The organism is Burkholderia sp. BE17, from assembly GCF_009362305.1.
Classification (GTDB): domain Bacteria; phylum Pseudomonadota; class Gammaproteobacteria; order Burkholderiales; family Burkholderiaceae; genus Burkholderia; species Burkholderia pyrrocinia_C.
In genome coordinates, this window is sequence record NZ_WHNU01000022.1 from 44193 (window position 1) to 69611 (window position 25419).

The following is a 25419-nucleotide window of genomic DNA, read 5'->3' on the forward strand; positions in this document are numbered from 1 at the left end:
TGGCTTGGCTGAGGCCTAGCTGAACATCAGCGCGGTCAGCAGGAAATCGAGGCCGAGTACGGCGAGCGACGCGAACACGACCGTCTTGGTGGTCGCGCGCGACACGCCCTCGGGCGTGGGCTTCGCTTCATACCCCTGGTACAGCGCAATGAAGGTCACGGCGAAGCCGAACACGATGCTCTTCAGCACGCCGTTGCCGACGTCGGCCCAGACCTCGACCCCGCCCTGCATCTGCGACCAGAACGCGCCCGGATCGACGCCGATCAGCACGACGCCGACGAAGTAGCCGCCGAGCACGCCGACCGCGTTGAAGATCGCGGCCAGGAACGGCATCGCGATGATGCCCGCCCACATGCGCGGCGCGATCACCGTCTTGATCGGGTCGACCGCCATCATCTCGAGCGCGGTGAGCTGCTCGCCGGCCTTCATCAGGCCGATCTCGGCCGTGAGCGACGTGCCCGCGCGGCCCGCGAACAGCAGCGCGGTGACGACGGGCCCGAGCTCGCGCACGAGCGACAGCGCGACCAGGAGGCCGAGCGCCTGCTCGGATCCGTAGCGGTTCAGCGTGTAATACCCCTGCAGGCCGAGCACGAAGCCGACGAACAGCCCCGACACGGCAATGATCACGAACGAATAGTTGCCGAGGAAGTGGATCTGCTTCGTGACAAGCCGCGGCCGGCGCAGCAGCGCAAAGAATTCCAGCACGAGGCGCACGAACAGGCGCGTGCCGTAGCCCGTGCGCTCGAGGCCGCCGATGACGTAACGTCCGATCGCGCTGATCATGCGCGCCCTCCGCCGAGCCCGAAATCCGCCGCAAGCGGCGGGCTCGTGTAATGAAATTTGAACGGGCCGTCCGGCGCGCCGTCGATGAACTGCCGCACGCTCGGGTCGGTCGACGCGCGCAGCTCGTCGGGCGTGCCCTGCGCGAGCACGCCGCCGTTGGCCAGGAAATACACGTAGTCGGCGATCGCGAACGATTCCGGCACGTCGTGCGTGACGAGGATCGACGTCGCGCCGAGCGCCTGGTTCAGCGTGCGGATCAGGTTCGCGGTGATGCCGAGCGAGATCGGATCGAGGCCCGCGAACGGTTCGTCGTACATGATGAGCTGCGGATCGAGCGCGATCGCGCGCGCCAGTGCGATGCGGCGCGCCATCCCGCCCGACACCTCGGACGGCATCAGGTCGCGCGCGCCGCGCAGGCCGACCGCATTGAGCTTCATCAGCACGAGGTCGCGGATCAGGTCTTCGGGCAGGTCGGTGTGCTCGCGCAGCGCGAACGCGACGTTCTCGAACACCGACATGTCGGTGAACAACGCGCCGAACTGGAACAGCATGCCCATCTTGCGGCGCAGCGCATACAGGCCGTCGCGAGTTTGCGCGCCGACATCGGCGCCGTCGAACAGCACCTGGCCGCGGCGCGCGCGCACGAGGCCGCCGATCAGGCGCAGCACGGTCGTCTTGCCGCAACCCGACCCGCCCATGACCGCGACGACCTGCCCGCGCCCGAAACGCAGGTTCAGGTTGGACAGGACGAGGCGGTCGCCATAGCCAAAGTCGACATCGCGAAGTTCCAGCAGGGTCTCGGTAGGAGTGGGGCTCACGGAGCTGACAGTCCTTTTACGCAGAACGCCGAATTATAGGGCCTGCATTGGAATGATGTCGTGACGCCGTTCCGGGCCCTGCGGTCAATGATTGTCAAATTGTCCGGGAAAACATTGCTGCAATGCAATAAGCGCAGTCCGATAGTCGGCCGCGGCCGTGACCGCGCTGACCACCGCGACGCTGCCGACGCCCGTCGCCAGCACGTCCGGCAGCGTGTCGAGCCCCACTCCGCCGATCGCGACGAGCGGCGCCCGCGCGCCCGCAAAACGCACGTAGCGGGCTATCCGCGCAAGGCCCTGCGGCGGCGCGGCAACGGCCTTGGTCGCGGTCGCGTACACGGGGCCGAGCGCGAGATAGCTCGGGCGCTCGTGCAGCGCCCGCAATATTTCGTAATAACCATGGCTCGACAGCCCGAGCCGCAGGCCCGCACGCGCGATCGCGGCCAGATCGGCCGTCTCGAGGTCTTCCTGGCCCAGATGAATGCCGTATGCACCTTCATCTGCAGCGATCTTCCAGTGATCGTTGATGAACACGCGCGCATCGGGATAACGACGCCCGGCCGCGACCGCACGCGCGATTTCCCGGCGCAATGCGTCCGGCGTCGCACCTTTCACGCGCAGTTGCACGGTCCGCACGCCGCAATCGAGCACGCGTTCGACCCATTCGGCGTCCGGCACGACCGGATAGAGGCCGAGCCGCGCGGGGCATGGCGCGAACGCGGGCTCGGGCGCGGTCGGCAGCCCGGCGACGCGCGGGAACCGCGCGGCGTCGACCGGCCACGCGTCGGCCGCGCGCGTCTCGTCGCCGTCGCGCCACGCCAGCGCGAGCACCAGTGCGTCGACCGGCGCGAAGCCGCAATCGAGAAATGCGGCGAGCGCCGCGATCCAGTCGTCCGCGAGCGGATGCGCGGCATCGAGCGCGTAGCGTGCGGCCGCCGCATGCAGTACCGCGCCCTGCTCGCCGAATTCGATCGCGACCGCATCCGGCGACGCCGGTCGCGACGCAGCCGACGCGCGCGCCTGCGCGGTGCGGTCGCCGGCCGACACGATCAGCACGTCGCCGTCGGCCGGCATGTCGGGCGCCGCCATGCAAAGCCGCCATGGTGCCGCAGTGCCCGGCCAGTCGCCGAGCCGTACGCGAATCCGCTCGGCCGCTTCGGCCAGTTCGTCGGCCGGCGGCCAGAATGTGTCGGCGAAACGCGCGCTCATGCGCCGCCCCCGTCCTGGTGCCAGAACGGCATCCCGACGACCGGCGTGCTCGCGTGCGCCGTTTCGCGCGCATCCATCGGCCCGGCGAGATACGCGGCGCGGCCGGCCTCGACGCCCTGCGCAAACGCGCGCGCCATGATCTCGGGGTGCGTGGCCTGCGACACGGCCGTGTTCAGCAGCACGCCGTCGAAACCCCACTCCATCACCTGGCACGCGTGCGACGGCACGCCGAGCCCCGCGTCGACGATCAGCGGCACGTCGGGCAACCGCTCGCGCAGCACGCGCAAGCCGTACGGGTTCACGACCCCCTTGCCCGTGCCGATCGGCGCGCCCCACGGCATCAGCGCCTCGCAGCCGACGTCGAGCAGGCGCCGGCCGATCACGAGATCCTCGGTGCAGTACGGCAGCACCTTGAAACCGTCCTTCACCAGTTGCGCGGCGGCCTCGATCAGCCCGACCGGGTCGGGCTGCAGCGTGTAGTCGTCGCCGATCAACTCGAGCTTGATCCAGTCGGTGCCGAACACCTCGCGCGCCATGTGCGCGGTCGTCACGGCCTCGGCGACGGTCTGGCAGCCGGCCGTGTTCGGCAGGAGCGGCACCGCGTGGCGCTTGAGCAGGTCGAAGAAGCCGGCTTCGGCCGTGCCGCCCGTCATCTGGCGGCGCAGCGCGACCGTCACCATCCCCGGCCGCGACGCGGCGATCGAATCGGACAGCGACTGCAGCGACGGGTAGCGCGACGTGCCGAGCAGCACACGGCTTGCGAAGGTTTCGCCGTACAGCGTCAGCGCGTCGGCGGATGTGAGGGACGTCATGTCGTTTTCCTGGAAGTGCGGGGACGAACCGGCGGCGCTCAGCCGCCCGCGACGGGGTGCACGACGTCGAGCTTGTCGCCCGCCGCGAGCGCGCGCGCCGCATGCTGCGTGCGCGCGACGAAGTTGCCGTTCAGCGCGACCGCGTACGGCGGGCGCGCGCCGTACGCGGCGAGCGCGTCGGCCACCGTCGCGCCGTCGGGCAGCGTCAGGGTCTGTTGGTTGATCTGGATATCCATGAGGCTTCGTCGGATTCGGTCGGCGGCGCGCGTCAGGCCGGCTGGCGCGCGTCGTTGCGGTGATGAAGGAGCGTCGGCCAGCGCTCGGCGTCGCGCCACGCGGCGAACGCGTCGGCATCGCCGAACGCGCCGCCGAGCGCGGCTTGCGCGACCGCGACCGCCGCGTGTGCGACTTCCGGCGCGATCATGAAGCCATGCCGGTACAGGCCGTTGACGGCGAGCGTCGACCCGCCGTCCCAGATCACCGCCGGGCGATGATCGGGCAGCGTCGGCCGGCACTGCGCGTTGAGTTCGAGGATGCGCGCCTCGCCGAACGCCGGATGCACGGAGAACGCCGCGCTCAGCAGTTCGAGCGCGGAGCGCACGCTGACGGGCGACATGTCCTCGCCCTCCACTTCGGTCGCGCCGATCACATAAAGATCGTCCTGCTTCGGCGCGATGTACAGCGGATAGCGCGGATGCAGCAGCCGCACGGGCCGCGTGAGCCCGATGCCCGGCGCATGCACGCGCGCGACCTCGCCGCGGATGCCGCGCAGCGCGGGCAGCGCGGGTTTCGCGCCGAGCCCGCGGCAATCTATCGTGAAATGCGCGGCGGGCAGGTTCGCGTCGTCGATCGCGACGTGCCAGTGCAGGTCGACGCCGCGTTCGACGAGGCCCGCCGCGAGCGCGCGCAGCGCCTGACGGTTGTCGAGCTGGCCTTCGCGCGGCAGCAACAGGCCGCGCGCGAAGCGGCCCGCGAGCGCGGGCTCGGCCGCATCGACCTGCTCGCCCGCGAGCGTGACGAAGCCGCCGTCGAACAGGTCGGCCGGCGCATTCGCGCGCACGCGTCGCTCGAACAGCGGCGCCTCCGCGCGGTCCGCGTGATGCCAGACGACGAGCGTGCCGTGATGCTGGAAGAACACGGGTTCGGGCAGCTCGGCGAGCCATTGCGGCCAGCGCGCGAGGGAAGCTGCGCCGAGCTCGGTGATCAGCAACTCCGCGCTCGCCGCTTCCGCGAGCGGCGCGAGCATCGCGGCCGCGATCCACGCGGCCGACTGCTCGCCGTCCGGGCCGCCGCGCTCGTACAGCGCGACGCGATGCCCGTCGCCCGCGAGCCGCCATGCGATCAGGCGGCCGACGAGGCCGCCGCCGAGCACCGCGAAATCCGGCCGTGAATCCTGGACGTTCATCGCGCATGCTCCTCGCGAACCGCGCAGGTGCGCACGACGAACGTCGACGCGCACGCGCCGTCCCGTGCGAACGCACGCGACATCGGGCCGGGAGCCATGCAAAAGACTGAAGATTGTGCGGTCATCATTCCTTCCGTAACGCGCAATGCGCGTACCCAAAAGGACGAAACCGGCAGCAAAGGCCGGCCGGGCGGGACTCGGGCGCTGACCATGTGGGATGGCAGCCAGCGCGGCCCGGCGGGATCAGAAACTTCCCTCGCCGGTATTACCCGGATCGGGTGCGAAGGGTCTTTCTCAGCCTCGCCGCGCCGCCTGGAACATCTGCCGGCCGCGCACGAAGCACCCCTGTTTCGTCGTCGGCCATTAGACCATAAAAGCGGAAAGCGCCGCAAACTGTCCCCTTGCGGCAAATTCGCCGTCGCGCTGCGCCGCTCTGGCACAATGCCCGCAGGCCGGCCGCGCGAGCGGCCGGTTGCCGCGTCACCGCCGGCCCTTAAGCGCCGTTTAAGATGCGCGGGCGACCATCCGCAACGCCCGCCGTCAGTCGGCGCCTCGCCCCGGCTTGCCGTATCGCGGCGCGCGCCCGGCTTCGCCCGGCCCGCGCGCCGGCTACTCATCAGGAAGCACATGACCCAATCGATCGATCCCGTCCGCTCCGCCGCCTCCGACGCGCCGCAGGACGAGCGCCCGGTATCCGCATGGAGCCTCATCAAGCCCTACTGGGTGTCGTCCGAATGGAAAATCGCGTGGGGCCTGCTGGTCACGATCATCGCGATCAACCTCTGCGTGGTGTGGATCAACGTCCGGCTGAACAAGTGGAACGCCGAGTTCTACAACGCGCTGCAGTCGAAGGACGTCCACGACTTCCCGCACCTGCTGATGCAGTTCTCCGCGCTCGCGTTCGCGTTCATCATCCTCGCCGTGTACGGCCGCTATCTGCGGCAGATGCTCGGCTTCCGCTGGCGCCAGTGGCTCACCGACCGTTTTCTCGGCCAGTGGCTCGGCGATCGCGCGTTCTACCGGATCGAGCGCGACCGCCTCGCGGACAACCCCGACCAGCGGATCACCGACGACCTCCAGTCGTTCGCGACCACGACGCTCGCGCTGTCGCTCGACCTGCTGTCGACGGTCGTCACGCTCGTGTCGTTCATCACGATCCTGTGGTCGCTCGCCGGTGCACTGACGTTCACGCTCGGCGCCACGCCGATCTCGATTCCCGGCTACATGGTGTGGGCGGCCGCGCTGTACGCGGTGGTCGGCTCGCTGATCATCCAGAAGGTCGGCCATCCGCTCGTGTCGATCAACTACCAGCAGCAGCGCGTCGAGGCCGACTTCCGCTTCGGGCTGATCCGCGTGCGCGAGAACGCCGAACAGATCGCGTTCTACGACGGCGAGAAGACCGAGACCGGCAACGCGCAAAACCTCTTCATGCGCATCCGCGACAACTGGTGGCGCGTGATGAAGTACACGAAGCGGCTCACGTTCGTGCTGAGCTTCTACGGGCAGATCGCGATCATCTTCCCGCTCGTCGTCGCCGCACCGCGGTACTTCGCGGGCGCGTTCTCGTTCGGCGTGCTGATGCAGATCTCGTCCGCGTTCGGCACCGTCAGCGATTCGTTCTCGTGGTTCATCAACAGCTACTCGACCCTCGTCGAATGGCGCGCCACCGTCAACCGTCTGCGCGAATTCAAGCGCGTGATGGGCACGTCGCACCTGAAGGAAAGCCTTTCGCCCGCGACCGAGCACGGCGGCATCAACCTGCACTACGTCGACGCGGCGAAGCTGTCGACGTCGTCGCTCAAGCTCGCGCTGCCGAACGGCAACGCGCTCGCGGACATCGGCAACGTCACGATCGAGCCGGGTTCGCGCTGGCTCGTGATCGGCAAGTCGGGTTCCGGCAAGAGCACGTTCATGCGCGCGCTCGCGGGCCTGTGGCCGTTCGGCGACGGTGCAATCGACGCGCCGGTCGGCGCGCGGATGATGTTCGTGCCGCAGACGAGCTATTTGCCGATCGGCACGCTGAAGGCCGCGCTCACCTATCCGGCGACGCCCGACACGTTCAGCGACGACGCGTGCCGCGACGCGCTGCGCGCATGCCGCCTCGAGGATTACGTCGAGCGCCTCGACGAAACCGCGCACTGGACGCGCGTGCTGTCGCCGGGCGAGCAGCAGCGCCTTGCCGGCGCACGCGTGCTGTTGCACAAGCCCGACTTCCTGTTCCTCGACGAAGCGACCAGCGCACTCGACACCGACAACGAGGCACGCCTCTACCACCTGTTCGCCGAACGGCTGCCGAAGGCCGCGATCGTCAGCATCGCGCATCGCGAGTCGCTGGCCGCATTCCACGTCGGCACCATCAACGTCGAGCGCGTAAACGCCAGCGACAAGGTGGCTGCGTGAGCGCACGCGCCGCGCACATCGTGCGGATCGCGCTGATCACCGGCGCAGGCTCGGGGATCGGCGCGGCGCTCGCGCGGCGGCTCGCGGCGCCCGGCATCGCGCTGGCGCTGCACGCGCGCGGCGCCGACGATGCGGCACGGGCCCGGCTTGCCGAAGTCGAGCGCGCCTGCGCGGCGGCCGGCGCGGAGTGCATCACGCTCACCGGCGACCTCACCGAGCCGGGCATCGCGGCCACGCTCGTCGATGCGGCCGCCACGCGCTTCGGCGGGCTCGACCAGCTCGTCGCGAACGCCGGCTTCGCCGTGCGCCAGGCCTTTTCCGATCTTTCAGCGGACGCGCTCGCGTCCGCTTTCGCGGCGATGCCCGGCGCGTTCTCCGCGCTCGCGGGCCGCGCGCGGCCGCTGCTCGAAGCGTCGGCCGCGCCGCGGATCGTCGCGGTCAGTTCGTTCGTCGCGCATCGCTACCGCGCCGACGCGCCGTTCGCGGCCACCGCCGCCGCGAAAGCCGCGCTCGAATCGCTGGTGCGCACCGCGGCCGCCGAATTCGCCGCGCGCGGCATCACCGTCAACGCCGTCGCGCCCGGCTTCACGCGCAAGGACCACGGGCCGAGCGCCGGCAACGCCGCCGCGTGGGCGCAAGCCGAACAGGCAACACCGCTCGGCCGGATCGCCGAACCCGACGACGTCGCCGCATTGATCGCATTCCTGCTGTCCGACGCGGCACGGCAGATCACCGGCCAGGTCATCCACGTCGACGGCGGCCTGACGCTCTGAAGCGGCATCGCCCCCTCCTTCCCGCATACCCGCCTTTCCGCACGAACCTGCATCGGCCTTTTTGGCCGGCCGCATCGCGACCGTAAAATAACCGCCACGCGGCAGCGCGATACGAGACGAGAGGGGGCGGCAAGCATGCAGGCATTCCAGTGGTTCAACGAATTGTCGACGCGCGAGCGCAAGACGCTGTACGCCGGATTCGGCGGCTACGCGGTCGATGCGTTCGACTTCATGATCTACTCGTTCCTGATTCCGACGCTGATCGCCACGTGGGGAATGACGAAGAGCGAGGCCGGGATGATCGCGACGAGTTCGCTGATCTCGTCGGCAGTCGGCGGCTGGGCTGCCGGCATCCTCGCCGACCGCTACGGCCGCGTGCGCGTGCTGCAGTGGACGATCGCGACGTTCGCGCTGTTCACGTGCCTGTCCGGTTTCACGCATTCGTTCTGGCAGTTGCTCGCGACGCGCACGCTGCAGGGCTTCGGTTTCGGCGGCGAATGGTCGGTCGTGACGATCATGATGGCCGAGACGATCCGCTCGCCCGAGCATCGCGCGAAGGCCGTCGGCACCGTGCAAAGCAGCTGGTCGTTCGGCTGGGCCGCGGCCGCGATCCTGTACTGGGCGTTCTTCGCGCTGCTGCCCGAGCAGGTCGCGTGGCGCGCATGCTTCTGGATCGGCATCGTGCCCGCGCTGTGGATCCTGTACATCCGCCGCAACGTCAGCGATCCCGACATCTACACGGCCACGCGCCGCGCGCGCGACGAAGGCCGCGTGTCAGGCCACTTCCTCGAGATCTTCTCGCCGCCGCACCTGCGCGCGACGCTGTTCGGCAGCGCGCTGTGCACCGGGATGCTCGGCGGCTACTACGCGATCACGACGTGGCTGCCCACCTACCTGAAAACCGTCCGCCACCTGTCCGTGTTCAACACGAGCGGTTATCTCGTCGTGCTGATCGTCGGCTCGTTCGTCGGCTATGTAGTGGGCGCGATCCTGTCCGATCGGCTCGGCCGCCGCGCGTCGTTCATCCTGTTCGCGATCGGCTCGTTCTCGCTCGGCATGGCATACACGATGCTGCCGATCACCGATACCGCGATGCTGCTGCTCGGCTTCCCGCTCGGCATCGTCGTGCAGGGGATCTTCGCGGGCGTCGGCGCATACCTGTCTGAGCTGTATCCGGGTGCGATCCGCGGCTCGGGCCAGGGCTTCTGCTACAACCTCGGCCGCGGGCTCGGCTCGTTCTTTCCGATTCTCGTCGGCTCGCTGTCGCAGTCGATGTCGCTCGTGAAGGCGATCGGCCTCGTCGCGGGCGCCGGCTACCTGCTCGTGATCGTCGCCGCACTCGTGCTGCCGGAAACGCGCGGCAAGTCGCTCGTCGACGATCCGGCCGTCGCGTCGTGAGCGCCCTCTTCGTTCCGGAAACCGCATGCACGTGATCGTTCTCGGCGCCGGCGTGATCGGCGTCACCACCGCGTGGCACCTGCGCGAAGCAGGCTGCGACGTCACCGTGATCGAACGCGAGGCCGACGTCGCACAGGCGACGAGCCTCGGCAACGCGGGCGTGATCGCGCCCGGCTACGTGACGCCGTGGGCCGCGCCCGGGATGCCCGGCAAGATCCTCAAGTACCTGTTCAAGCCCGCGTCGCCGCTGATCTTCCGGCCGACGCTCGACGCCGCGCAGTGGCGCTGGATCGCGCGCTGGCTGCGCGAATGCGAGTTCGAGCGGTTCCGCGTGAACAAGCAGCGGATGCAGCGCATCGCGTATTACAGCCGCGCGTGCCTGCATGCGTTTCGCGACCGTTATCCGTTCGACTACGGCGCGAGCCGCGGCTACCTGCAACTGTTGCGCGGCGCATTCGACGTCGAGATGGTGCAGCCCGCGCTGAAGGTGCTGCGCGATGCCGGCATCGCGTTTCGCGAACTCGACGCGGCCGGCTGCGCGGCGATCGAGCCGGGCCTGCGCTGGGCGCGGCAGGCGCCCGTCGGCGGCATCTACCTGCCCGACGACGAAGCCGGCGACTGCGCACGCTTCACGCGCGAACTGCGTGCGCTGTGCGAGGCGAACGGCGTGACGTTCCGCTTTCGTACCGCGATCCGCGCGCTCGACGTCGCGGGCGGCAAGGTGCGCGGCGTGCTGGTCGATTCACTGGACGAAGGCGCTACCGCGCGAAGCGACGCTCCGCTCGCCGCCGACGCGATCGTCGTCGCGCTCGGCGTCGACAGCGCCGGCCTGCTGCGGCCGCACGGCATCGACGTACCGCTGTATCCGGTGAAAGGCTACTCGGCGACGCTCGCGGTCGTCGACGATGAAAAGGCGCCGCGCGCCGCGCTGATGGACGAATCGCTGAAGACGGCGATCACGCGCTTCGGCCCGACGCTGCGCGTCGCGGGCACCGCGGAGCTCGGCAACCGGCACGCGGCGCTGCGGCAGCAGGCGCTCGATACGCTGATGAAGGTGCTCGACGACTGGTTCCCGCACGCGGCCGATCGCACGTCGGCACGCTTCTGGGTCGGCCGCCGGCCGATGACGCCCGACGGGCCGCCATTGGTCGGCGCGAGCGGGATCGACGGGCTCTGGCTCAATGTCGGCCACGGCTCGACGGGCTGGGCGATGTCGATGGGTTCGGGAAAGGTGGTCGCGGATCTCGTTACCGGGCGCGAGCCGGAGATCGACCTGTCGGGCCTGACGCTCGCGCGCTACGGCCGGTAGGCTCGGCGCCGGGCGACACCGTCGGCGCGCTGCGCCGGCGTGCCATGCGCAGCGCGCAACCATCGCATTGCATCGCAAGAGCCGCTCACCGCGCCGCCCGGCCTTCCGCCCATGCGATCGGCGCCGATACGATCGGCCGATGCGACACACCCTCGTGCGACAGCCTGCTTTCGAACAGCGTCAGCGCTTCGATGCGCAGCACGACCGGCCGCCCGGGCGCGCCACCGTGCGCGGGCTGTCCGACCGCGTCGCGCGGCAGCCGCGCGAGCGTCACATGCGGCCGGAACGGCCGCCGGTCGACCGGCACGCCGAGCTGATCCAGCAGCGCGGCCAGCCCCGCATTCAGCGCGACGCAGGCCGGATCGGCCTCGAGTTCCGCGACGATCAGCCTTGCGCGCGGCAGGCTCGGCCACCACGCGATCCGCTCGACCGGTAGCAGCGGCAGCGCATGCGCGGCTGCGAGCGCGGGCAGGTGCGCGGCCAGCGCGTCGCAACGTTCCCGTTCGATCGCGCCGATGAACGCGAGCGTCACGTGCAGTTGCGCGGGCAGCGTGCGCCGCGCTCCGCGGGTGACCGGCAACGCGTGCAGCGCGTCGCGCGACGCCGCATCGGGCACCAGCGCGACGAATGCACGGAGCCGGTCGCCGTTCATGACTCGCTCACCGCGGCACGCGGCGCGCTCGCCGTAGCGGCCGAAGCCGGACGCTGCGGCAGCGGGCCATGCTCGCCCCATACGTCGGCCGGCAGCACGCGCGCGAGCTCCGGGATCGTGTGGCGCGTGAACACCGGATCGGCGATGCCTGCCGCGCGCTGGCGGCGATAGTCGGCCCACGCGGCGTGCGCATACTTGCCGAGCGCGAGGATCGCGATCAGGTTGATGATCGCCATCAGCCCCATGCTCGTATCGGCCATCGCCCATACGAGCGGCAGTTGTCCGACGCTGCCGAACATCACCATCCCGAGCACCGCGACGCGGAACAGCGGCAGCACGCCGCGCCGCTTCGTGATGAATTCGACGTTGCCTTCCGCATACGCGTAGTTGCCGATCACCGACGAGAACGCGAGGAAGAAGATCGCCACGGCCATGTAGATGCCACCCCAATCGCCGACGTGGCTCGAGATCGCGCGCTGCGTGAGCGCCGCGCCTTCCATGCCGGTGCCGAGCTCGTACTGGCCCGACAGCAGGATCACGAACGCGGTCGCGCTGCAGATCACGATCGTGTCGACGAACACGCCGAGCATCTGGATCAGCCCCTGCGTGACGGGGTGCCGCGTGCTCGCGGTCGCGGCCGCGTTCGGTGCGCTGCCCATCCCCGCCTCGTTCGAGAACAGCCCGCGCTTCACACCGATCGCGATCGCCTGGCTGACCGCATAGCCCGTCAGGCCGCCCGCCGCCTGCTCGAGGCCGAACGCGCTCTTCACGATCAGCGCGATCACGCCCGGCACCAACGCGATGTGCGTCGCGACCGCGTAGACCGCGAGCGCGAGATAGCCGATCGCCATCAGCGGCACGATCACCTGCGCGACCGTCGCGATGCGGCGGATGCCGCCGAAGATGATCGGCGCGCTCAGCAGGACGAGACCGAGGCCGACCGTCTCGCGGCTCCAGCCGAACGACGTATGGAACGCGTCGGCGATCGCATTGGCCTGCACCGCGTTGAACACGAAGCCGAACGCGAGGATCAGCGACAGCGAGAACAGCACGCCGAAGCCGCGCGAACGCAGGCCGGTCTGGATGTAGTACGCGGGGCCGCCGCGATAGCTGCCGTCCGCGTGCGACACCTTGAAGATCTGTGCGAGCGTCGCCTCGACGAACGCGGACGACATCCCGACCAGCGCCGTCATCCACATCCAGAAGATCGCCCCCGGCCCGCCGACCGTCAGCGCGACCGCTACGCCGGCGATGTTGCCGGTGCCGACGCGGCTCGCGAGCCCGGTCGCGAACGCCTGGAACGACGAGATGCTGCCCGGCTCGCCCTTGCTGCCGACCAGTTTCATGCTGAGGAACAGCGCCTTCAACTGGATCATCCGGAACCGCACCGTGAACCACGCACCGGCGCCGAGCAGCAGCGCAATCAGCACGTAGTTCCACAACACGCCGTTGACGGCGTCGATCAGCCCATGCACGAATGCTTCCATCCAGAGTCCTTGTAAATAGGGTCAATCACATGCAGCCACCGCGAACGCGGCCCGAGGGGCGACATGATATGACAGTTTTCAAGGATTATTACAAAACGAAAGGAATCGAGATGACGGAAAATCAGCGACGGATGTGATCAGATTAGGCGACGCTTCGCGAAAATGGCGAGTGCCAGCGCAGCGGTCGAATCGGACGGCGTCGCGGAACACGCGCGATCGGCTGGCCGACCGGCATCGGCGTGCTCCGGCCACAAAAAAACCGGGCGCCCTTTCGGACGCCCGGCTCTCATCGAAACCCGCTCGCTGCATTCAGCTCAGCGCGGCAGCTCCGAATGCCCCATCAGGTACGCGTCGACCGAGCGCGCGCACTGGCGGCCTTCGCGGATCGCCCACACCACCAGCGACTGGCCGCGACGCATGTCGCCTGCCGCGAACACCTTGTCGACCGACGTGTAGTACGAACGATCGCCTTCGGTCGCCGCACGCGCATTGCCGCGCGCGTCCTTCGCGACGCCGAACGCGTCGAGCACGGGCGCTGCCGGCTGCGTGAAGCCCATCGCGAGCAGCACGAGATCGGCCTTCATCTCGAACTCGGAGCCCGGCACTTCCTGCATCTTACCGTCCTTCCACTCGACGCGCACCGCGATCAGCTTCTCGACCTTTCCGTTCTTGCCTTCGAGACGCTTCGTCGCAACCGCCCAGTCGCGCTCGCAGCCTTCCTCGTGCGACGACGACGTGCGCAGCTTGATCGGCCAGTACGGCCACACCAGCGGCTTGTTTTCCTCTTCCGGCGGCTGCGGCAGCAGTTCGAACTGCGTGACCTGCTTCGCGCCGTGACGGTTCGACGTGCCCACGCAGTCCGAACCCGTATCGCCACCGCCGATCACGATCACGTGCTTGCCCTTCGCGAGCAGTTGGTCGACGAGCTTGTCGCCCGCGTTCACGCGGTTCTGCTGCGGCAGGAAGTCCATCGCGAAATGAACGCCCGCGAGCTCGCGGCCCGGCACCGGCAGGTCGCGCGGCGTTTCCGAACCGCCGGCGATCACGACCGCGTCGAATTCTTCCTTCAGCGTGTCCGGCGAAATGGTTTCCTTCGCGAGGCTGCCGATCGACTCGGGCAGCGGATCCTTGCCGATGAACACGCTGGTGCGGAACGTCACGCCTTCCGCTTCCATCTGGCGCATGCGGCGGTCGATCAGCCACTTCTCGAGCTTGAAGTCGGGAATCCCGTAACGCAGCAGGCCGCCGACGCGGTCGTTCTTCTCGAACACCGTCACGTCGTGGCCCGCGCGCGCGAGCTGCTGCGCGGCGGCGAGGCCCGCGGGGCCCGAGCCGACGACGGCAACCTTCTTGCCCGTCTTGTGCGCGGCCGGCTCAGGCTTCACCCAGCCTTCCGCCCAGGCCTTGTCGATGATCGCGTGCTCGATCGACTTGATGCCGACCGGGTCTTCGTTGATCCCGAGCGTACACGCGGCCTCGCACGGCGCCGGGCAGATGCGGCCCGTGAATTCCGGGAAGTTGTTGGTCGAGTGCAGGACTTCGATCGCCTGCTGCCAATCCTGGCGGTAAACGAGATCGTTGAAGTCCGGGATGATGTTGTTGACCGGGCAGCCGTTGTTGCAGAACGGGATGCCGCAATCCATGCAGCGCGCGCCCTGGACCTTCGCGTCCGCGTCGGTCAGTGCCGCGACGAATTCCTTGTAGTGCTTCACGCGCGTGAGCGGTGCTTCGTACGCCTCGTGGCGGCGTTCGAACTCCAGAAAACCGGTTGCCTTGCCCATAAGGTGCTCTTCTGTTCGGTGTATCGGGTGGGGGAGCCGCGCGCGGCAATCATGCGCGCGCGGCATTCGCTATGTCGTTCGTCGCTCAGGCGGCCAGCACTTCCTTCGCCGCCTTCTTCGCACCGATCTCGCCCAGCGCGCGCTTGTATTCGTGCGGGAACACCTTCACGAACTGGCGGCGCGCCGCGTCCCAGTTTTCCAGCAGCGACTTCGCGCGCGGCGAACCCGTGAACTGGAAGTGACGCTCGACGAGCCCCTTGAGCAGCGCTTCGTCCGTCGTGCCTGCGTGCCAGAGTGCGCGATCGACCGTGCGCTCCTGCTCGGCCTGCTGCAGCACCGGCTCGAGCGCGACCATCGACTTGTTGCACTTCGCCGCGAACATGCCTTCCGGATCGTAGATGTACGCGAGGCCGCCCGACATGCCGGCCGCGAAGTTGCGCCCCGTCTCGCCGAGCACGACGACCGTGCCGCCCGTCATGTATTCGCAGCCGTGGTCGCCCGTGCCCTCGACGACCGCCGTCGCGCCCGAGTTGCGCACGCAGAAGCGCTCGCCCGCGACGCCGCGGAAGAACGCTTCGCCTTCGATCGCGCCGTACATCACCGTGTTGCCGCAGATGATGTTTTCCTCGGACTTGCCGCGGAAGTCGTTGGTCGGTCGGATGATGATCCGGCCGCCCGACAGGCCCTTGCCGACGTAGTCGTTGCCGTCGCCGACGAGGTCGAGCGTCACGCCCTTCGCGAGGAACGCGCCGAAGCTCTGGCCGGCCGTGCCCTTCAGCTGGATGTGCACCGCGTCGTCGGCCAGGCCGTCATGGCCGTGCTTCTTCGCGATCACGCCCGACAGCATCGCGCCGACCGTGCGGTTCACGTTGCGCACCGGCTGGATGAACGACACATGCTCGCCGTTCTCGATCGCGGCCTTCGCCTTCTCGATCAGCACGTGGTCGAGCGCGCGCTCGAGGCCGTGATCCTGCACGTCGACGTGACGCGGCGCGACGTCCTCGCACTCTTCCGGCTGGTAGAACACGCGCGAGAAGTCGAGGCCCTTCGCCTTCCAGTGCTCGATGCCCTTGCGCGTATCGAGCAGGTCGGCGCGGCCGATCAGGTCGTCGAACTTCGCGATGCCGAGCTGCGCCATGATCTCGCGCACTTCCTCGGCGACGAAGAAGAAGTAGTTCACGACGTGCTCGGGCTGGCCCTTGAACTTCGCACGCAGCACCGGATCCTGCGTCGCGACGCCGACCGGGCACGTGTTCAGGTGGCACTTGCGCATCATGATGCAGCCTTCGACGACGAGCGGCGCCGTCGCGAAGCCGAATTCGTCCGCGCCGAGCAGCGCGCCGATCACGACGTCGCGGCCCGTCTTCATCTGGCCGTCGGCCTGCACGCGGATACGGCCGCGCAGGCGGTTCAGCACCAGCGTCTGCTGCGTTTCGGCGAGGCCGAGTTCCCACGGCGTGCCTGCGTGCTTGACCGACGACAGCGGCGATGCGCCCGTGCCGCCGTCATGGCCGGCGATCACGACGTGATCGGCCTTCGCCTTCGCGACCCCGGCCGCGACCGTGCCGACGCCCACTTCCGACACCAGCTTCACCGAGATGCTCGAGCTCGGGTTGACGTTCTTCAGGTCGTGGATCAGTTGCGCCAGATCCTCGATCGAGTAGATGTCGTGGTGCGGCGGCGGCGAGATCAGGCCGACGCCCGGCACCGAGTAACGCAGCTTGCCGATGTATTCGGACACCTTGTGGCCCGGCAGCTGGCCGCCTTCGCCCGGCTTCGCGCCCTGCGCCATCTTGATCTGGATCTGGTCGGCCGACGCGAGGTACTCGGCGGTGACGCCGAAGCGGCCCGACGCGACCTGCTTGATCTTCGAGCGCAGCGAATCGCCGTCCTTCAGCGGGATGTCGCTGACGATCTCGTCGCCGATCACCGACTTCAGCGTCTCGCCCGACTTGATCGGAATGCCGCGCAGTTCGTTGCGATAGCGCTTTTCGTCCTCGCCGCCTTCGCCGGTGTTCGACTTGCCGCCGATCCGGTTCATCGCGATCGCGAGCGTCGCGTGCGCTTCGGTGCTGATCGAACCGAGCGACATCGCGCCCGTCGCAAAACGCTTGACGATGTCCTTCGCCGGTTCGACTTCGTCGATCGAAATCGCCTTCGCCGGCGACACCTTGAACTCGAACAGGCCGCGGAACGTCATGTGACGCTTGGTCTGGTCGTTGATCAGGTGCGCGTATTCCTTGTACGTCTGGTACGAGTTGCTGCGCGTCGCGTGCTGCAGCTTCGCGATCGAATCCGGCGTCCACATGTGGTCTTCGCCGCGCACGCGGTACGCGTACTCGCCGCCCGCGTCGAGCATGTCGCGCAGGACCGGGCTGTCGCCGAACGCGTCGCGGTGCAGGCGGATCGCCTCTTCCGCGACTTCGAACAGGCCGATGCCGCCGACCTTCGACGCCGTGCCCTTGAAGTACTTCTCGACGAGGTCGCTCGACAGGCCGAGCGCTTCGAAGATCTGCGCGCCCGTGTACGACATGTACGTCGAGATGCCCATCTTCGACATCACCTTCTGCAGGCCCTTGCCGACCGCCTTCGTGAAGTTGTAGACGGCCTTCTCCGGCGACAGGTCGCCCGGCAGGCCTTCGGCCATCTTCGCGAGCGTTTCCATCGCGAGGTACGGGTGCACGGCTTCCGCGCCGTAGCCCGCGAGCAGCGCGAAGTGGTGCGTTTCACGCGCGGAGCCCGTTTCGACGACGAGGCCCGTGCTCGTGCGCAGCCCTTGCTGCACGAGGTGCGTGTGGATCGCCGACGTGGCGAGCAGCGCCGGAATCGCGACGTGCTCGGCGTCCGTCTTGCGGTCCGACACGATCAGCATGTTGTAGCCCGACTTCACCGCGTCGACGGCTTCCGCGCACAGCGACGCGAGGCGCGCCTCGATGCCTTCCTTGCCCCACGCGACCGGGTAGCAGATGTTCAGTTCGTACGCGCTGAACTTGCCGCCCGTGTACTGGTCGATCGCGCGGATCTTCGCGATGTCCTTGAAGTCGAGCACCGGCTGCGACACTTCGAGACGCATCGGCGGGTTGATATTGTTCGTGTCGAGCAGGTTCGGCTTCGGGCCGATGAACGACACGAGCGACATCACCATGTTCTCGCGGATCGGGTCGATCGGCGGGTTCGTGACCTGCGCGAACAGCTGCTTGAAGTAGTGATAGAGCGTCTTGTTCTTGTTCGACATCACCGCGAGCGGCGAGTCGTTGCCCATCGAGCCGACGGCCTCTTCGCCCTGCTGCGCCATCGGCGCCATCAGGAACTTCAGGTCTTCCTGCGTATAGCCGAACGCCTGCTGGCGGTCGAGCAGCGCGGCGCCCTGCGTGCGGCCGGCCGCGACTTCCTCGGCCTTCGGCTCGATCTCGTCGAGCTTGATGCGCACGGCGTCGATCCAGCTCTTGTACGGCTTCGCGTTCGCGAGGTTGTCCTTCAGTTCCTTGTCGTCGATGATGCGGCCGTGTTCCATGTCGATCAGGAACATCTTGCCCGGCTGCAGGCGCCACTTCTTGACGATCTTCGATTCGGGGATCGGCAGCGTGCCGGCTTCCGACGCCATGATGACGAGGTCGTCGTCCGTGACGATGTAGCGCGCCGGGCGCAGGCCGTTACGGTCGAGCGTCGCGCCGATCTGGCGACCGTCGGTGAACGCGATCGCGGCCGGGCCGTCCCACGGCTCCATCATCGCGGCGTGGTATTCGTAGAACGCGCGGCGGTTGTCGTCCATCAGCGTGTGCTGTTCCCACGCTTCCGGGATCATCATCATCACCGCATGCACGAGCGGGTAGCCGGCCATCACCAGCAGTTCGAGACAGTTGTCGAACGAGGCGGTGTCCGACTGGCCCGGGTAGATCAGCGGCCACAGCTTCGGCAGGTCGTCGGCGAGCACGTGCGACGCGATCGCACCGGTACGCGCGTTCAGCCAGTTCACGTTGCCCTTCACGGTGTTGATCTCGCCGTTGTGCGCGATCATCCGGTACGGGTGAGCCAGTTCCCACGCCGGGAACGTGTTGGTCGAGAAGCGCTGGTGCACGAGCGCGAGCGCCGACACGACGCGCGCGTCCTGCAGGTCGCGGTAGTACACGCCGACCTGGCCGGCCAGCAGCAGCCCCTTGTAGACGACCGTGCGCGCCGACATCGACGGCACGAAGTATTCCTTGCCGTGCTTGAGCTTCAGCGCCTGGATGCGGTGGCTCGCCGTCTTGCGGATCACGTACAGCTTCCGCTCGAGCGCGTCCGTCACCATGATGTCCTTGCCGCGGCCGATGAAGATCTGGCGGATCAGCGGCTCGCTCGCCTTCACGGTCGGCGAAATCGGCATCGCATGGTCGACCGGCACGTCGCGCCAGCCGAGCACGACCTGGCCTTCGGCCTTCACCGTGCGCTCGAGCTCCTGCTCGCACGCGAGACGCGATGCGTTTTCCTTCGGCAGGAAGATCATCCCGACCCCGTATTCGCCGGCGGGCGGCAGCATCACGCCCTGCTTCGACATTTCCTCGCGATAGAACGCGTCCGGAATCTGGATCAGGATGCCCGCGCCGTCGCCCATCAGCGGATCGGCGCCGACCGCGCCGCGGTGATCGAGGTTCTCGAGGATCTTCAGACCCTGCTGGATGATCTCGTGGCTCTTCTTGCCCTTGATGTGAGCGACGAAGCCGACGCCACAGGCGTCGTGTTCGTTTTGCGGGTCGTACAGACCTTGTGCGGCGGGCACCGCGGCGAGCGGCTGCTGGTGGTCGTTCATGGGGACACCGTCGTAAAGGGGGCCTGGAGGGCCGTTGAACCGTTTTGTTGTTGCCATCGATCCCGCTCCCGACGGGAGGCGGCGCGGCCGACAGTGGATGGGCATGCTTCGCCCGGGCCACCGGAATTCGGAATATACGCGACGAATCAAAGGAATAGCAACAAAAACCGCTTGATTGAACCCCAATTAAATGAATGCCTCGATCTGGTGCTGTTTTATTGGGGCCGTATCGTTTTGGTGCAAAAAGAAGCGGCGCCCCCAGCGCCGCTTCCCGGCCGCCGGTCCCGCGTTATTGCTGGATCGGCGGCGTGTTCTCGCGCACCTTTCTGGGGCGTCCGCGCGGCAGCGGCGACACGCGCCGGTTCGCGGTGCGCGCCGCCCACTCGCGGTAGTTCTCGCCGCCGAGCACCCAGCCCTTCAGCGTCGCCTGCTGCAACTGGTCGGCCTGCCGCTCGTCGAGCGGCTGCTCGCACAGCTCCTTGTACGCGCGCTGGCGGTCGAACGGCGTGTTGCCGAGCGCCCAGTAGAGCGAATGGTCGGTGATCAGGCTGTCGACGGTGAGCCCGACGTGATGCCGGTAGCTCGACCAGCGATAGGCTTCCGGCGTCGCGACGAGCTGCGAGCGCACCGGGCTCATCTCGACCACGCGGCTCGCGAGCAGGAAATAGCGCTCGCCTTCGATCACGGTCGCGCGATAGCGGCCTTCCCAAAGGGTGCCGCGCCGCGAATAGCGCCGGTTGAAATGCGCGACGTAGCGGCGGCCGACGGCCTGCATCGCTTTCGGCAGGCTCGCCTCGTCGCTCGGGGTCACCAGGAGTTGCACCTGACGCGGCAGCAGCACATAGGCGTGCACCGACAGGTGATGATCGCGCGCGGCGGCCTTCAGGCAATCGATGAAGAGTTCGTAGTCCTGGTCGTCGACGAACGCGGGTTGCTGATCCAGGCCGCGCAGTATCACGTGCTGCGGCTGGTCGGGAACGTAGAGTCGTGCTAACCGTGCCATGCTGAATGTCCGTTTGAACGCGTTAGGAAATACCCGGAGGTCCGAAAGTGCGCACCTGCGTAGAATGCCCGTCCTGTCGGTGCGCGGATACGTACGGTCGTACTAATCCTAGGGTGAAAACTCTAACTTACGAGCTTGTTTGGTTTTAAACGCAGTCGTCATAATGAGCACGCCTTTGATCGGAGGAGACACAATGAAACGAAAACTGGCCATTACGGGGGCCGCAGCGCTCGCATTCACGTTCGCGGGCGGTACGGCACATGCACAATCCGCAGGTGATTTCTACGTCAGCACCGGCTGGCTGCACCTTTCGCCGCAGGACAGCAGCGATCCGCTGTTCGTGTACGGCGTTGGCGGCACGCCCATCAACCAATCGATTCCCAACACGGGCGCCGGCATCAACGACGCCGATACGCTTGGGCTCGCCGCTGGCTACTTCGTCACCGACCACATCTCCACCGAGCTCGTGATGGGGATACCGCCGAAGTTCGACATTACCGGCAAGGGTCAGTTCGAAAAGTTCGGCGTACTCGGCCGTGCGTACCAGTGGAGCCCCGCCGTGTTGCTTCGCTACCACTTCAACGACGCCAACGCGAAGTTCCGTCCGTATGTCGGCGTCGGCGCGACGTATGTCTGGTTCACCGGCGCAAAGATCACGAACGGCACGTTCGAGAACGGCGTGCTCGGCGGCCCGACCAGCGCAACGACCAGCAACCAGTGGGCGCCCGTCTTCAACGCCGGCTTCTCGTACAACTTCACGAAACACTGGTTCGGGGGCCTGTCGATCTCGTACATCCCGGTCAGCGTGACCGCGACCTTCACGACGGCCCGCCGGACGCCGGTCGGTACGCTGACCGAAACGTCGAAAGCGAAGATCTCGCTCAACCCGATCGTCACGTACCTGAACGTCGGTTACCGCTTCTAAGCGTAGTCGAATATTTGGGGAATGGTTAATCCTGCTGCAATTTGTAGCGGAATTTTCGTGACGTAACGTCTCCACGATGCAAAACGCCCCGGCGAAATCCCGCCGGGGCGTCGTTTTTTTGTCTCAGGGTCTTCCCGCATCCGCCATCGCGCGGTGCCCACTGCTATGCGATGTCGTCCAGCGCATCGGGGCCGATCAGGTCGATCCGGTCCGTGCAGACCGCGTCGACGCCCCAGCGCGCGAGTTCGCGCGCCCGTTCGAGGTCGTTCACCGTGTACGCCAGGATGCGCAGCCCGGCCGCCTTGATCGCACGCACCAGCGGTTCGTCGAGCCGTTTGTGGTCCGCATGCAACGATACGCAGCCGAGCGCGCCGACGACCTGCGCATGCCAGTCGTCCGGCACGGCCTCGTAGAGCATCCCGCGCGGCAGCGCCGGCACGGTCGCACGCGCCTGCTGCAGCGCATCGAACGAGAACGACGACAGCAGCGGCGGGATCGCGGCATCACGCCAGTACGCGGCCGCATCGGCCGCCACGCGCTGCCCCGTCTCGCGCTCGCGTCCCGGGCACGGCTTGATCTCGACATTCGCGGCGAGGCCGTGGGCGATGCAGCGCGCCGCCGCCGCCTCGAGCGTCGGCATCCGCTCGCCCGCGAAGCGCACGTCGAGCCACGCGCCCGCGTCGAGCGCGGCCAACGCCGCATAACGCATGCCCGCCGCCGCCCCCTGGCCGTTCGAGGTCCGGTCGACCGTGTCGTCGTGCAGCAGGAACGTCACGTCGTCGGCCGACAGCTTCGCGTCGAACTCGACCATCCGGTGTCCGCGTCGCGCGCCCTCGTCGAGCGCGGCGAGCGTGTTCTCCGGTGCGAGCGTGCCGCCGCCGCGATGGGCGACGACGCGCGGATAGGGCCAGTCGGTACGGGAAATCATCGTCGGTCTCTCTGCAAGGTCAGCCGGTTCAGCCGGCACGCTTGCCGGTCTCGGGATCGAAGAAATGCAGCCGGTGCGCGGGCAGCGCGGCCGCCAGCGCAGTGCCGCGCGCCGGACGGTCCGCGTGCGGCAGGCGCACCGCGACGTCGTGATTGCCCCAGCGGCCGTGCGCGAGATTGTCCGCGCCGAGCAGCTCGCACGAGTCGACGGGCAGCGTCGCCTGCGCGACGCCCGGCTGCGGCGTCATGTGTTCGGGGCGCACGCCGAGCACCCAGTCGCGCCCGGTGGCGATCTCCGCGCCGATACCGGGCGCGCCGGCGACCGGCAGCGCGGGGCCGCCGCCCGCGACCGTGAAGGTCGCGCCGTCGTCCGACAGCCGGCCGTGCAGCAGGTTCATCGCGGGCGAGCCGATGAAGCCGGCGACGAACACCGTCGCCGGCTTCTCGTACACGTCGACCGGTGCACCGATCTGCTCCGCGTAGCCGCGATTCATCACGATCACGCGCTGCGCGAGCGTCATCGCCTCGATCTGGTCGTGCGTCACGTAGACGCTCGTCGTCGCGAGCCGCGCATGCAGCCGCTGGATCTCGAGCCGCATCTGCACGCGCAGCTTCGCGTCGAGGTTCGACAACGGTTCGTCGAACAGGAACACCGACGGCTCGCGCACAATCGCGCGCCCCATCGCGACGCGCTGCCGCTGGCCGCCCGACAGCTCGCGCGGCCGCCGCGCGAGCAGCGGCTCGAGCTCGAGGATCTTCGCGGCCGCGGCCACCCGCGAGTCGATCGTCGCACGCTCGATCCCGCGGATCTTCAGCCCGTAGCCCATGTTCTGCGCGACCGTCATGTGCGGGTACAGCGCATAGTTCTGGAACACCATCGCGATGTCGCGATCCTTCGGCTCCAGCGCGTTGACGACCCGCTCGCCGATCGCGATCTCGCCGTCCGTCACGCTCTCGAGCCCCGCGATCATCCGCAGCAACGTCGATTTGCCGCAGCCCGACGGGCCGACCAGCACGATGAATTCGCCGTCGGCGATCTCGACGTCGATGCCATGCAGCACATGCTGCTTGCCGTCGTAGGATTTCCTGACGCCCTTCAAGCTCAGCGCAGCCATACTTGGTCTTTCTCCCGGTTGCCGTCCGTCATTTATTTCTCGGAATCGACGAGGCCGCGCACGAACCAGCGCTGCATCGCCAGCACGACGACGAGCGGCGGAATCATCGCCAGCAGCGTCGCCGCCATCACGTATTGCCATTCGGTCGCGGCGTCACCGCTCGCGATCATCGTCTTGATGCCCACCACCGCCGTCGACAGCGACGCCTCCGTCGTGATCAGGATCGGCCACAGATACTGGTTCCAGCCGTAGATGAACGTGATCACGAACAGCGCCGCGATGCTCGTCTTCGACAGCGGCAGCACGACGTCCCAGAAGAAGCGCAGCGCCCCCGCGCCGTCGATGCGCGCGGCGTCCATCAGCTCGTCGGGCAGCGTCATGAAGAACTGGCGGAACAGGAACGTCGCGGTCGCCGACGCGATCAGCGGCAGCGTGAGCCCCGCGTACGTGTTCGTCAGGTGCAGCGTCGACACGACCTGCACGGTCGGGAAGATCCGCACTTCCACCGGCAGCATCAGCGTGACGAAGATCAGCCAGAACGCCGTGTTGCGGAATGGAAAGCGGAAATAGACGATCGCGTACGCGGACAGGATCGACACCGCGATCTTGCCGACCGCGATGCCGAGCGCCATCGCGAAGCTGTTCACGAGCAGGCGGCCGAACGGCGCCGTCGTGCCGCCGCTGCCGTGCCCCCAGATGTATGCGATGTTCTCGAACAGGTGCGTGCTCGGCACCAGCGACAGCGGCACCGTGAACACTTCCTGCGCATTCATCGTCGCCGCGCAGAACGCGACGTAGACGGGGAACACGATCAGCACGATGCCCGCGACCAGCACCGCGTGACAGAACAGGTCGAAGCCCTTGCGATTTTCGATCATGCGTATTGCACCCTGCGTTCGACGAAGCGGAACTGGATCACGGTGAGCCCGACGACGATGATCATCAGCACGACCGACTGTGCGCCCGAGCTGCCGATGTCGAGCCCCTGGAAGCCTTCCGCGAAGATCTTGTAGATCAGCGTCTTCGTGCTCTGCGCCGGGCCGCCGCCGGTGGCCGCGTCGATCACCGGGAAGGTGTCGAAGAACGCGTAGACGAGGTTCACGACCAGCAGGAAGAAACTCGTCGGCGACAGCAGCGGCAGCACGATGTTGAAGAAGCGTCGCACCGGCCCCGCGCCGTCGATCGCCGCCGCCTCGATCAGCGAGCGCGGGATCGCCTGCAGGCCCGCGTAGAAGAACAGGAAGTTGTAGCTCACCTGTTTCCACACCGACGCGAGCACGACGAGGAACATCGCCTGCCCGCCGTTCAGCGCATGGTTCCACACGATGCCGCCCTTCGCGAGCGCATACGTGATCAGGCCGATGCTTGGGTTGAACAGGAATGCCCACAGCACGGCCGCGATCGTCGGTGCGACAGCGTACGGCCAGATCAGCAGCGTGCGGTACACGCGCGCGCCGCGGATCACGCGGTCGGCGCATGCGGCGAGCAGCAGCGACACGACGAGCCCGCTCACCGTGACGAGCGAACTGAACACGAGCGTCGTGCGGAACGAATCGAGGTACAGCGGATCGGCGAACAGGCGCGTGAAGTTCGCGAAGCCGACGAATTCGCTCGACGTGCCGAACGCGTCCTGCATCTGCGTCGACTGCCACAGCGCGACGCCGGCCGGCCACAGGAAGAACACGGCGGTGATCGCGAGCTGCGGCGCGATCAGCAGGTACGGCACCAGGCTCGTACCGAAGCGGGAACGGGATTGCATCGCGGATATCCGGTCAGGCGAAACGGAAAGGAAACCGCGCCGCCGGACCGCACGCACGCATGCGCGGCGCGGCC

The 25419-nt window shown here is 67.8% G+C and carries 20 protein-coding genes and 1 riboswitch; of the genes, 5 read left to right on the plus strand and 15 right to left on the minus strand.

The genetic code is table 11. The features are described from left to right. Positions 1 to 15: 15 nt before the first annotated feature. From mlaE to GD429_RS19905, 6 genes are all read right to left on the minus strand, one after another. A complete protein-coding gene (gene mlaE, locus GD429_RS19880) occupies positions 16 to 783 on the minus strand; it encodes a lipid asymmetry maintenance ABC transporter permease subunit MlaE (RefSeq protein ID WP_152859195.1) in 768 nt (255 codons plus the stop codon). Then, positions 780 to 1601: an ABC transporter ATP-binding protein gene (locus tag GD429_RS19885; RefSeq protein ID WP_006477138.1), complete on the minus strand. Its 822-nt coding sequence runs from the start codon at positions 1599 to 1601 to the stop codon at positions 780 to 782. Before GD429_RS19885 ends, mlaE begins: the two co-directional genes overlap by 4 nt. 84 nt (positions 1602 to 1685) lie before the next feature. Beyond that, on the minus strand, positions 1686 to 2810 hold the full coding sequence (gene thiE, locus GD429_RS19890; protein ID WP_152859199.1) for a thiamine phosphate synthase: 1125 nt from the start codon (positions 2808 to 2810) through the stop codon (positions 1686 to 1688). Beyond that, positions 2807 to 3622: a thiazole synthase gene (locus GD429_RS19895; protein WP_034183640.1), complete on the minus strand. Its 816-nt coding sequence runs from the start codon at positions 3620 to 3622 to the stop codon at positions 2807 to 2809. The genes thiE and GD429_RS19895 overlap by 4 nt, the downstream gene beginning before the upstream one ends. A gap of 38 nt (positions 3623 to 3660) precedes the next feature. Then, positions 3661 to 3858: a sulfur carrier protein ThiS gene (gene thiS / locus GD429_RS19900; protein WP_027783340.1), complete on the minus strand. Its 198-nt coding sequence runs from the start codon at positions 3856 to 3858 to the stop codon at positions 3661 to 3663. A gap of 32 nt (positions 3859 to 3890) precedes the next feature. Further along, positions 3891 to 5027 (minus strand): FAD-dependent oxidoreductase, encoded by a 1137-nt coding sequence (locus GD429_RS19905; RefSeq protein ID WP_152859201.1) that lies wholly within the window; start codon positions 5025 to 5027, stop codon positions 3891 to 3893. A gap of 234 nt (positions 5028 to 5261) precedes the next feature. Next, positions 5262 to 5384, minus strand: a riboswitch (TPP riboswitch). Between the two features lie 270 nt (positions 5385 to 5654). Here GD429_RS19905 and GD429_RS19910 point away from each other — a divergent pair. The 4 genes from GD429_RS19910 (at position 5655) to GD429_RS19925 (ending at position 10907) form a co-directional block, all read left to right on the plus strand. After that, entirely contained in the window at positions 5655 to 7427 is a 1773-nt protein-coding gene (locus GD429_RS19910) for an ABC transporter ATP-binding protein/permease (protein WP_152859203.1), read from the plus strand. Continuing rightward, positions 7424 to 8200 carry an SDR family NAD(P)-dependent oxidoreductase gene (locus GD429_RS19915; RefSeq protein ID WP_321574737.1) on the plus strand — a complete coding sequence of 259 codons (777 nt, stop codon included), beginning with the start codon at positions 7424 to 7426 and terminating at the stop codon, positions 8198 to 8200. Before GD429_RS19910 ends, GD429_RS19915 begins: the two co-directional genes overlap by 4 nt. A 135-nt stretch (positions 8201 to 8335) precedes the next feature. Further along, on the plus strand, positions 8336 to 9598 hold the full coding sequence (locus GD429_RS19920; RefSeq protein WP_152859205.1) for an MFS transporter: 1263 nt from the start codon (positions 8336 to 8338) through the stop codon (positions 9596 to 9598). A gap of 25 nt (positions 9599 to 9623) precedes the next feature. Beyond that, positions 9624 to 10907 (plus strand): D-amino acid dehydrogenase, encoded by a 1284-nt coding sequence (locus GD429_RS19925; RefSeq protein ID WP_152859207.1) that lies wholly within the window; start codon positions 9624 to 9626, stop codon positions 10905 to 10907. 85 nt (positions 10908 to 10992) lie between these two features. Here GD429_RS19925 and thpR read toward each other — a convergent pair whose 3' ends face one another. From thpR to GD429_RS19955, 5 genes are all read right to left on the minus strand, one after another. Next, a complete protein-coding gene (thpR, locus tag GD429_RS19930) occupies positions 10993 to 11559 on the minus strand; it encodes an RNA 2',3'-cyclic phosphodiesterase (RefSeq protein WP_152859209.1) in 567 nt (188 codons plus the stop codon). Then, positions 11556 to 13046 (minus strand): alanine/glycine:cation symporter family protein, encoded by a 1491-nt coding sequence (locus GD429_RS19935; protein WP_152859211.1) that lies wholly within the window; start codon positions 13044 to 13046, stop codon positions 11556 to 11558. Before GD429_RS19935 ends, thpR begins: the two co-directional genes overlap by 4 nt. A gap of 314 nt (positions 13047 to 13360) precedes the next feature. Next, positions 13361 to 14827: a glutamate synthase subunit beta gene (locus tag GD429_RS19940; protein ID WP_034183631.1), complete on the minus strand. Its 1467-nt coding sequence runs from the start codon at positions 14825 to 14827 to the stop codon at positions 13361 to 13363. 85 nt (positions 14828 to 14912) lie between these two features. Further along, complete coding sequence (locus GD429_RS19945) at positions 14913 to 19616, minus strand: glutamate synthase-related protein (protein WP_152859213.1); 4704 nt, start codon at positions 19614 to 19616, stop codon at positions 14913 to 14915. A 289-nt stretch (positions 19617 to 19905) separates the two neighbouring features. After that, positions 19906 to 20619 (minus strand): transposase, encoded by a 714-nt coding sequence (locus GD429_RS19955; RefSeq protein ID WP_152859215.1) that lies wholly within the window; start codon positions 20617 to 20619, stop codon positions 19906 to 19908. Between the two features lie 193 nt (positions 20620 to 20812). Here GD429_RS19955 and GD429_RS19960 point away from each other — a divergent pair, with 193 nt between their 5' ends. Further along, positions 20813 to 21544 carry an OmpW/AlkL family protein gene (locus GD429_RS19960; RefSeq protein WP_152859217.1) on the plus strand — a complete coding sequence of 244 codons (732 nt, stop codon included), beginning with the start codon at positions 20813 to 20815 and terminating at the stop codon, positions 21542 to 21544. A 163-nt stretch (positions 21545 to 21707) separates the two neighbouring features. Here GD429_RS19960 and ugpQ read toward each other — a convergent pair whose 3' ends face one another. From ugpQ to ugpA, 4 genes are read right to left on the minus strand one after another with little or no spacing between them, the layout of a single operon-like run. Continuing rightward, positions 21708 to 22472 (minus strand): glycerophosphodiester phosphodiesterase, encoded by a 765-nt coding sequence (gene ugpQ / locus GD429_RS19965; RefSeq protein WP_152859219.1) that lies wholly within the window; start codon positions 22470 to 22472, stop codon positions 21708 to 21710. Between the two features lie 28 nt (positions 22473 to 22500). Then, the gene (locus tag GD429_RS19970) at positions 22501 to 23586 is read right to left on the minus strand and encodes a sn-glycerol-3-phosphate import ATP-binding protein UgpC (protein ID WP_152859221.1); all 1086 of its coding nucleotides are present in this window, start codon (positions 23584 to 23586) and stop codon (positions 22501 to 22503) included. Between the two features lie 32 nt (positions 23587 to 23618). Continuing rightward, a complete protein-coding gene (gene ugpE, locus GD429_RS19975) occupies positions 23619 to 24464 on the minus strand; it encodes a sn-glycerol-3-phosphate ABC transporter permease UgpE (RefSeq protein WP_152859223.1) in 846 nt (281 codons plus the stop codon). Next, a complete protein-coding gene (ugpA, locus tag GD429_RS19980) occupies positions 24461 to 25345 on the minus strand; it encodes a sn-glycerol-3-phosphate ABC transporter permease UgpA (protein ID WP_152859225.1) in 885 nt (294 codons plus the stop codon). Before ugpA ends, ugpE begins: the two co-directional genes overlap by 4 nt. Positions 25346 to 25419: the final 74 nt, after the last annotated feature.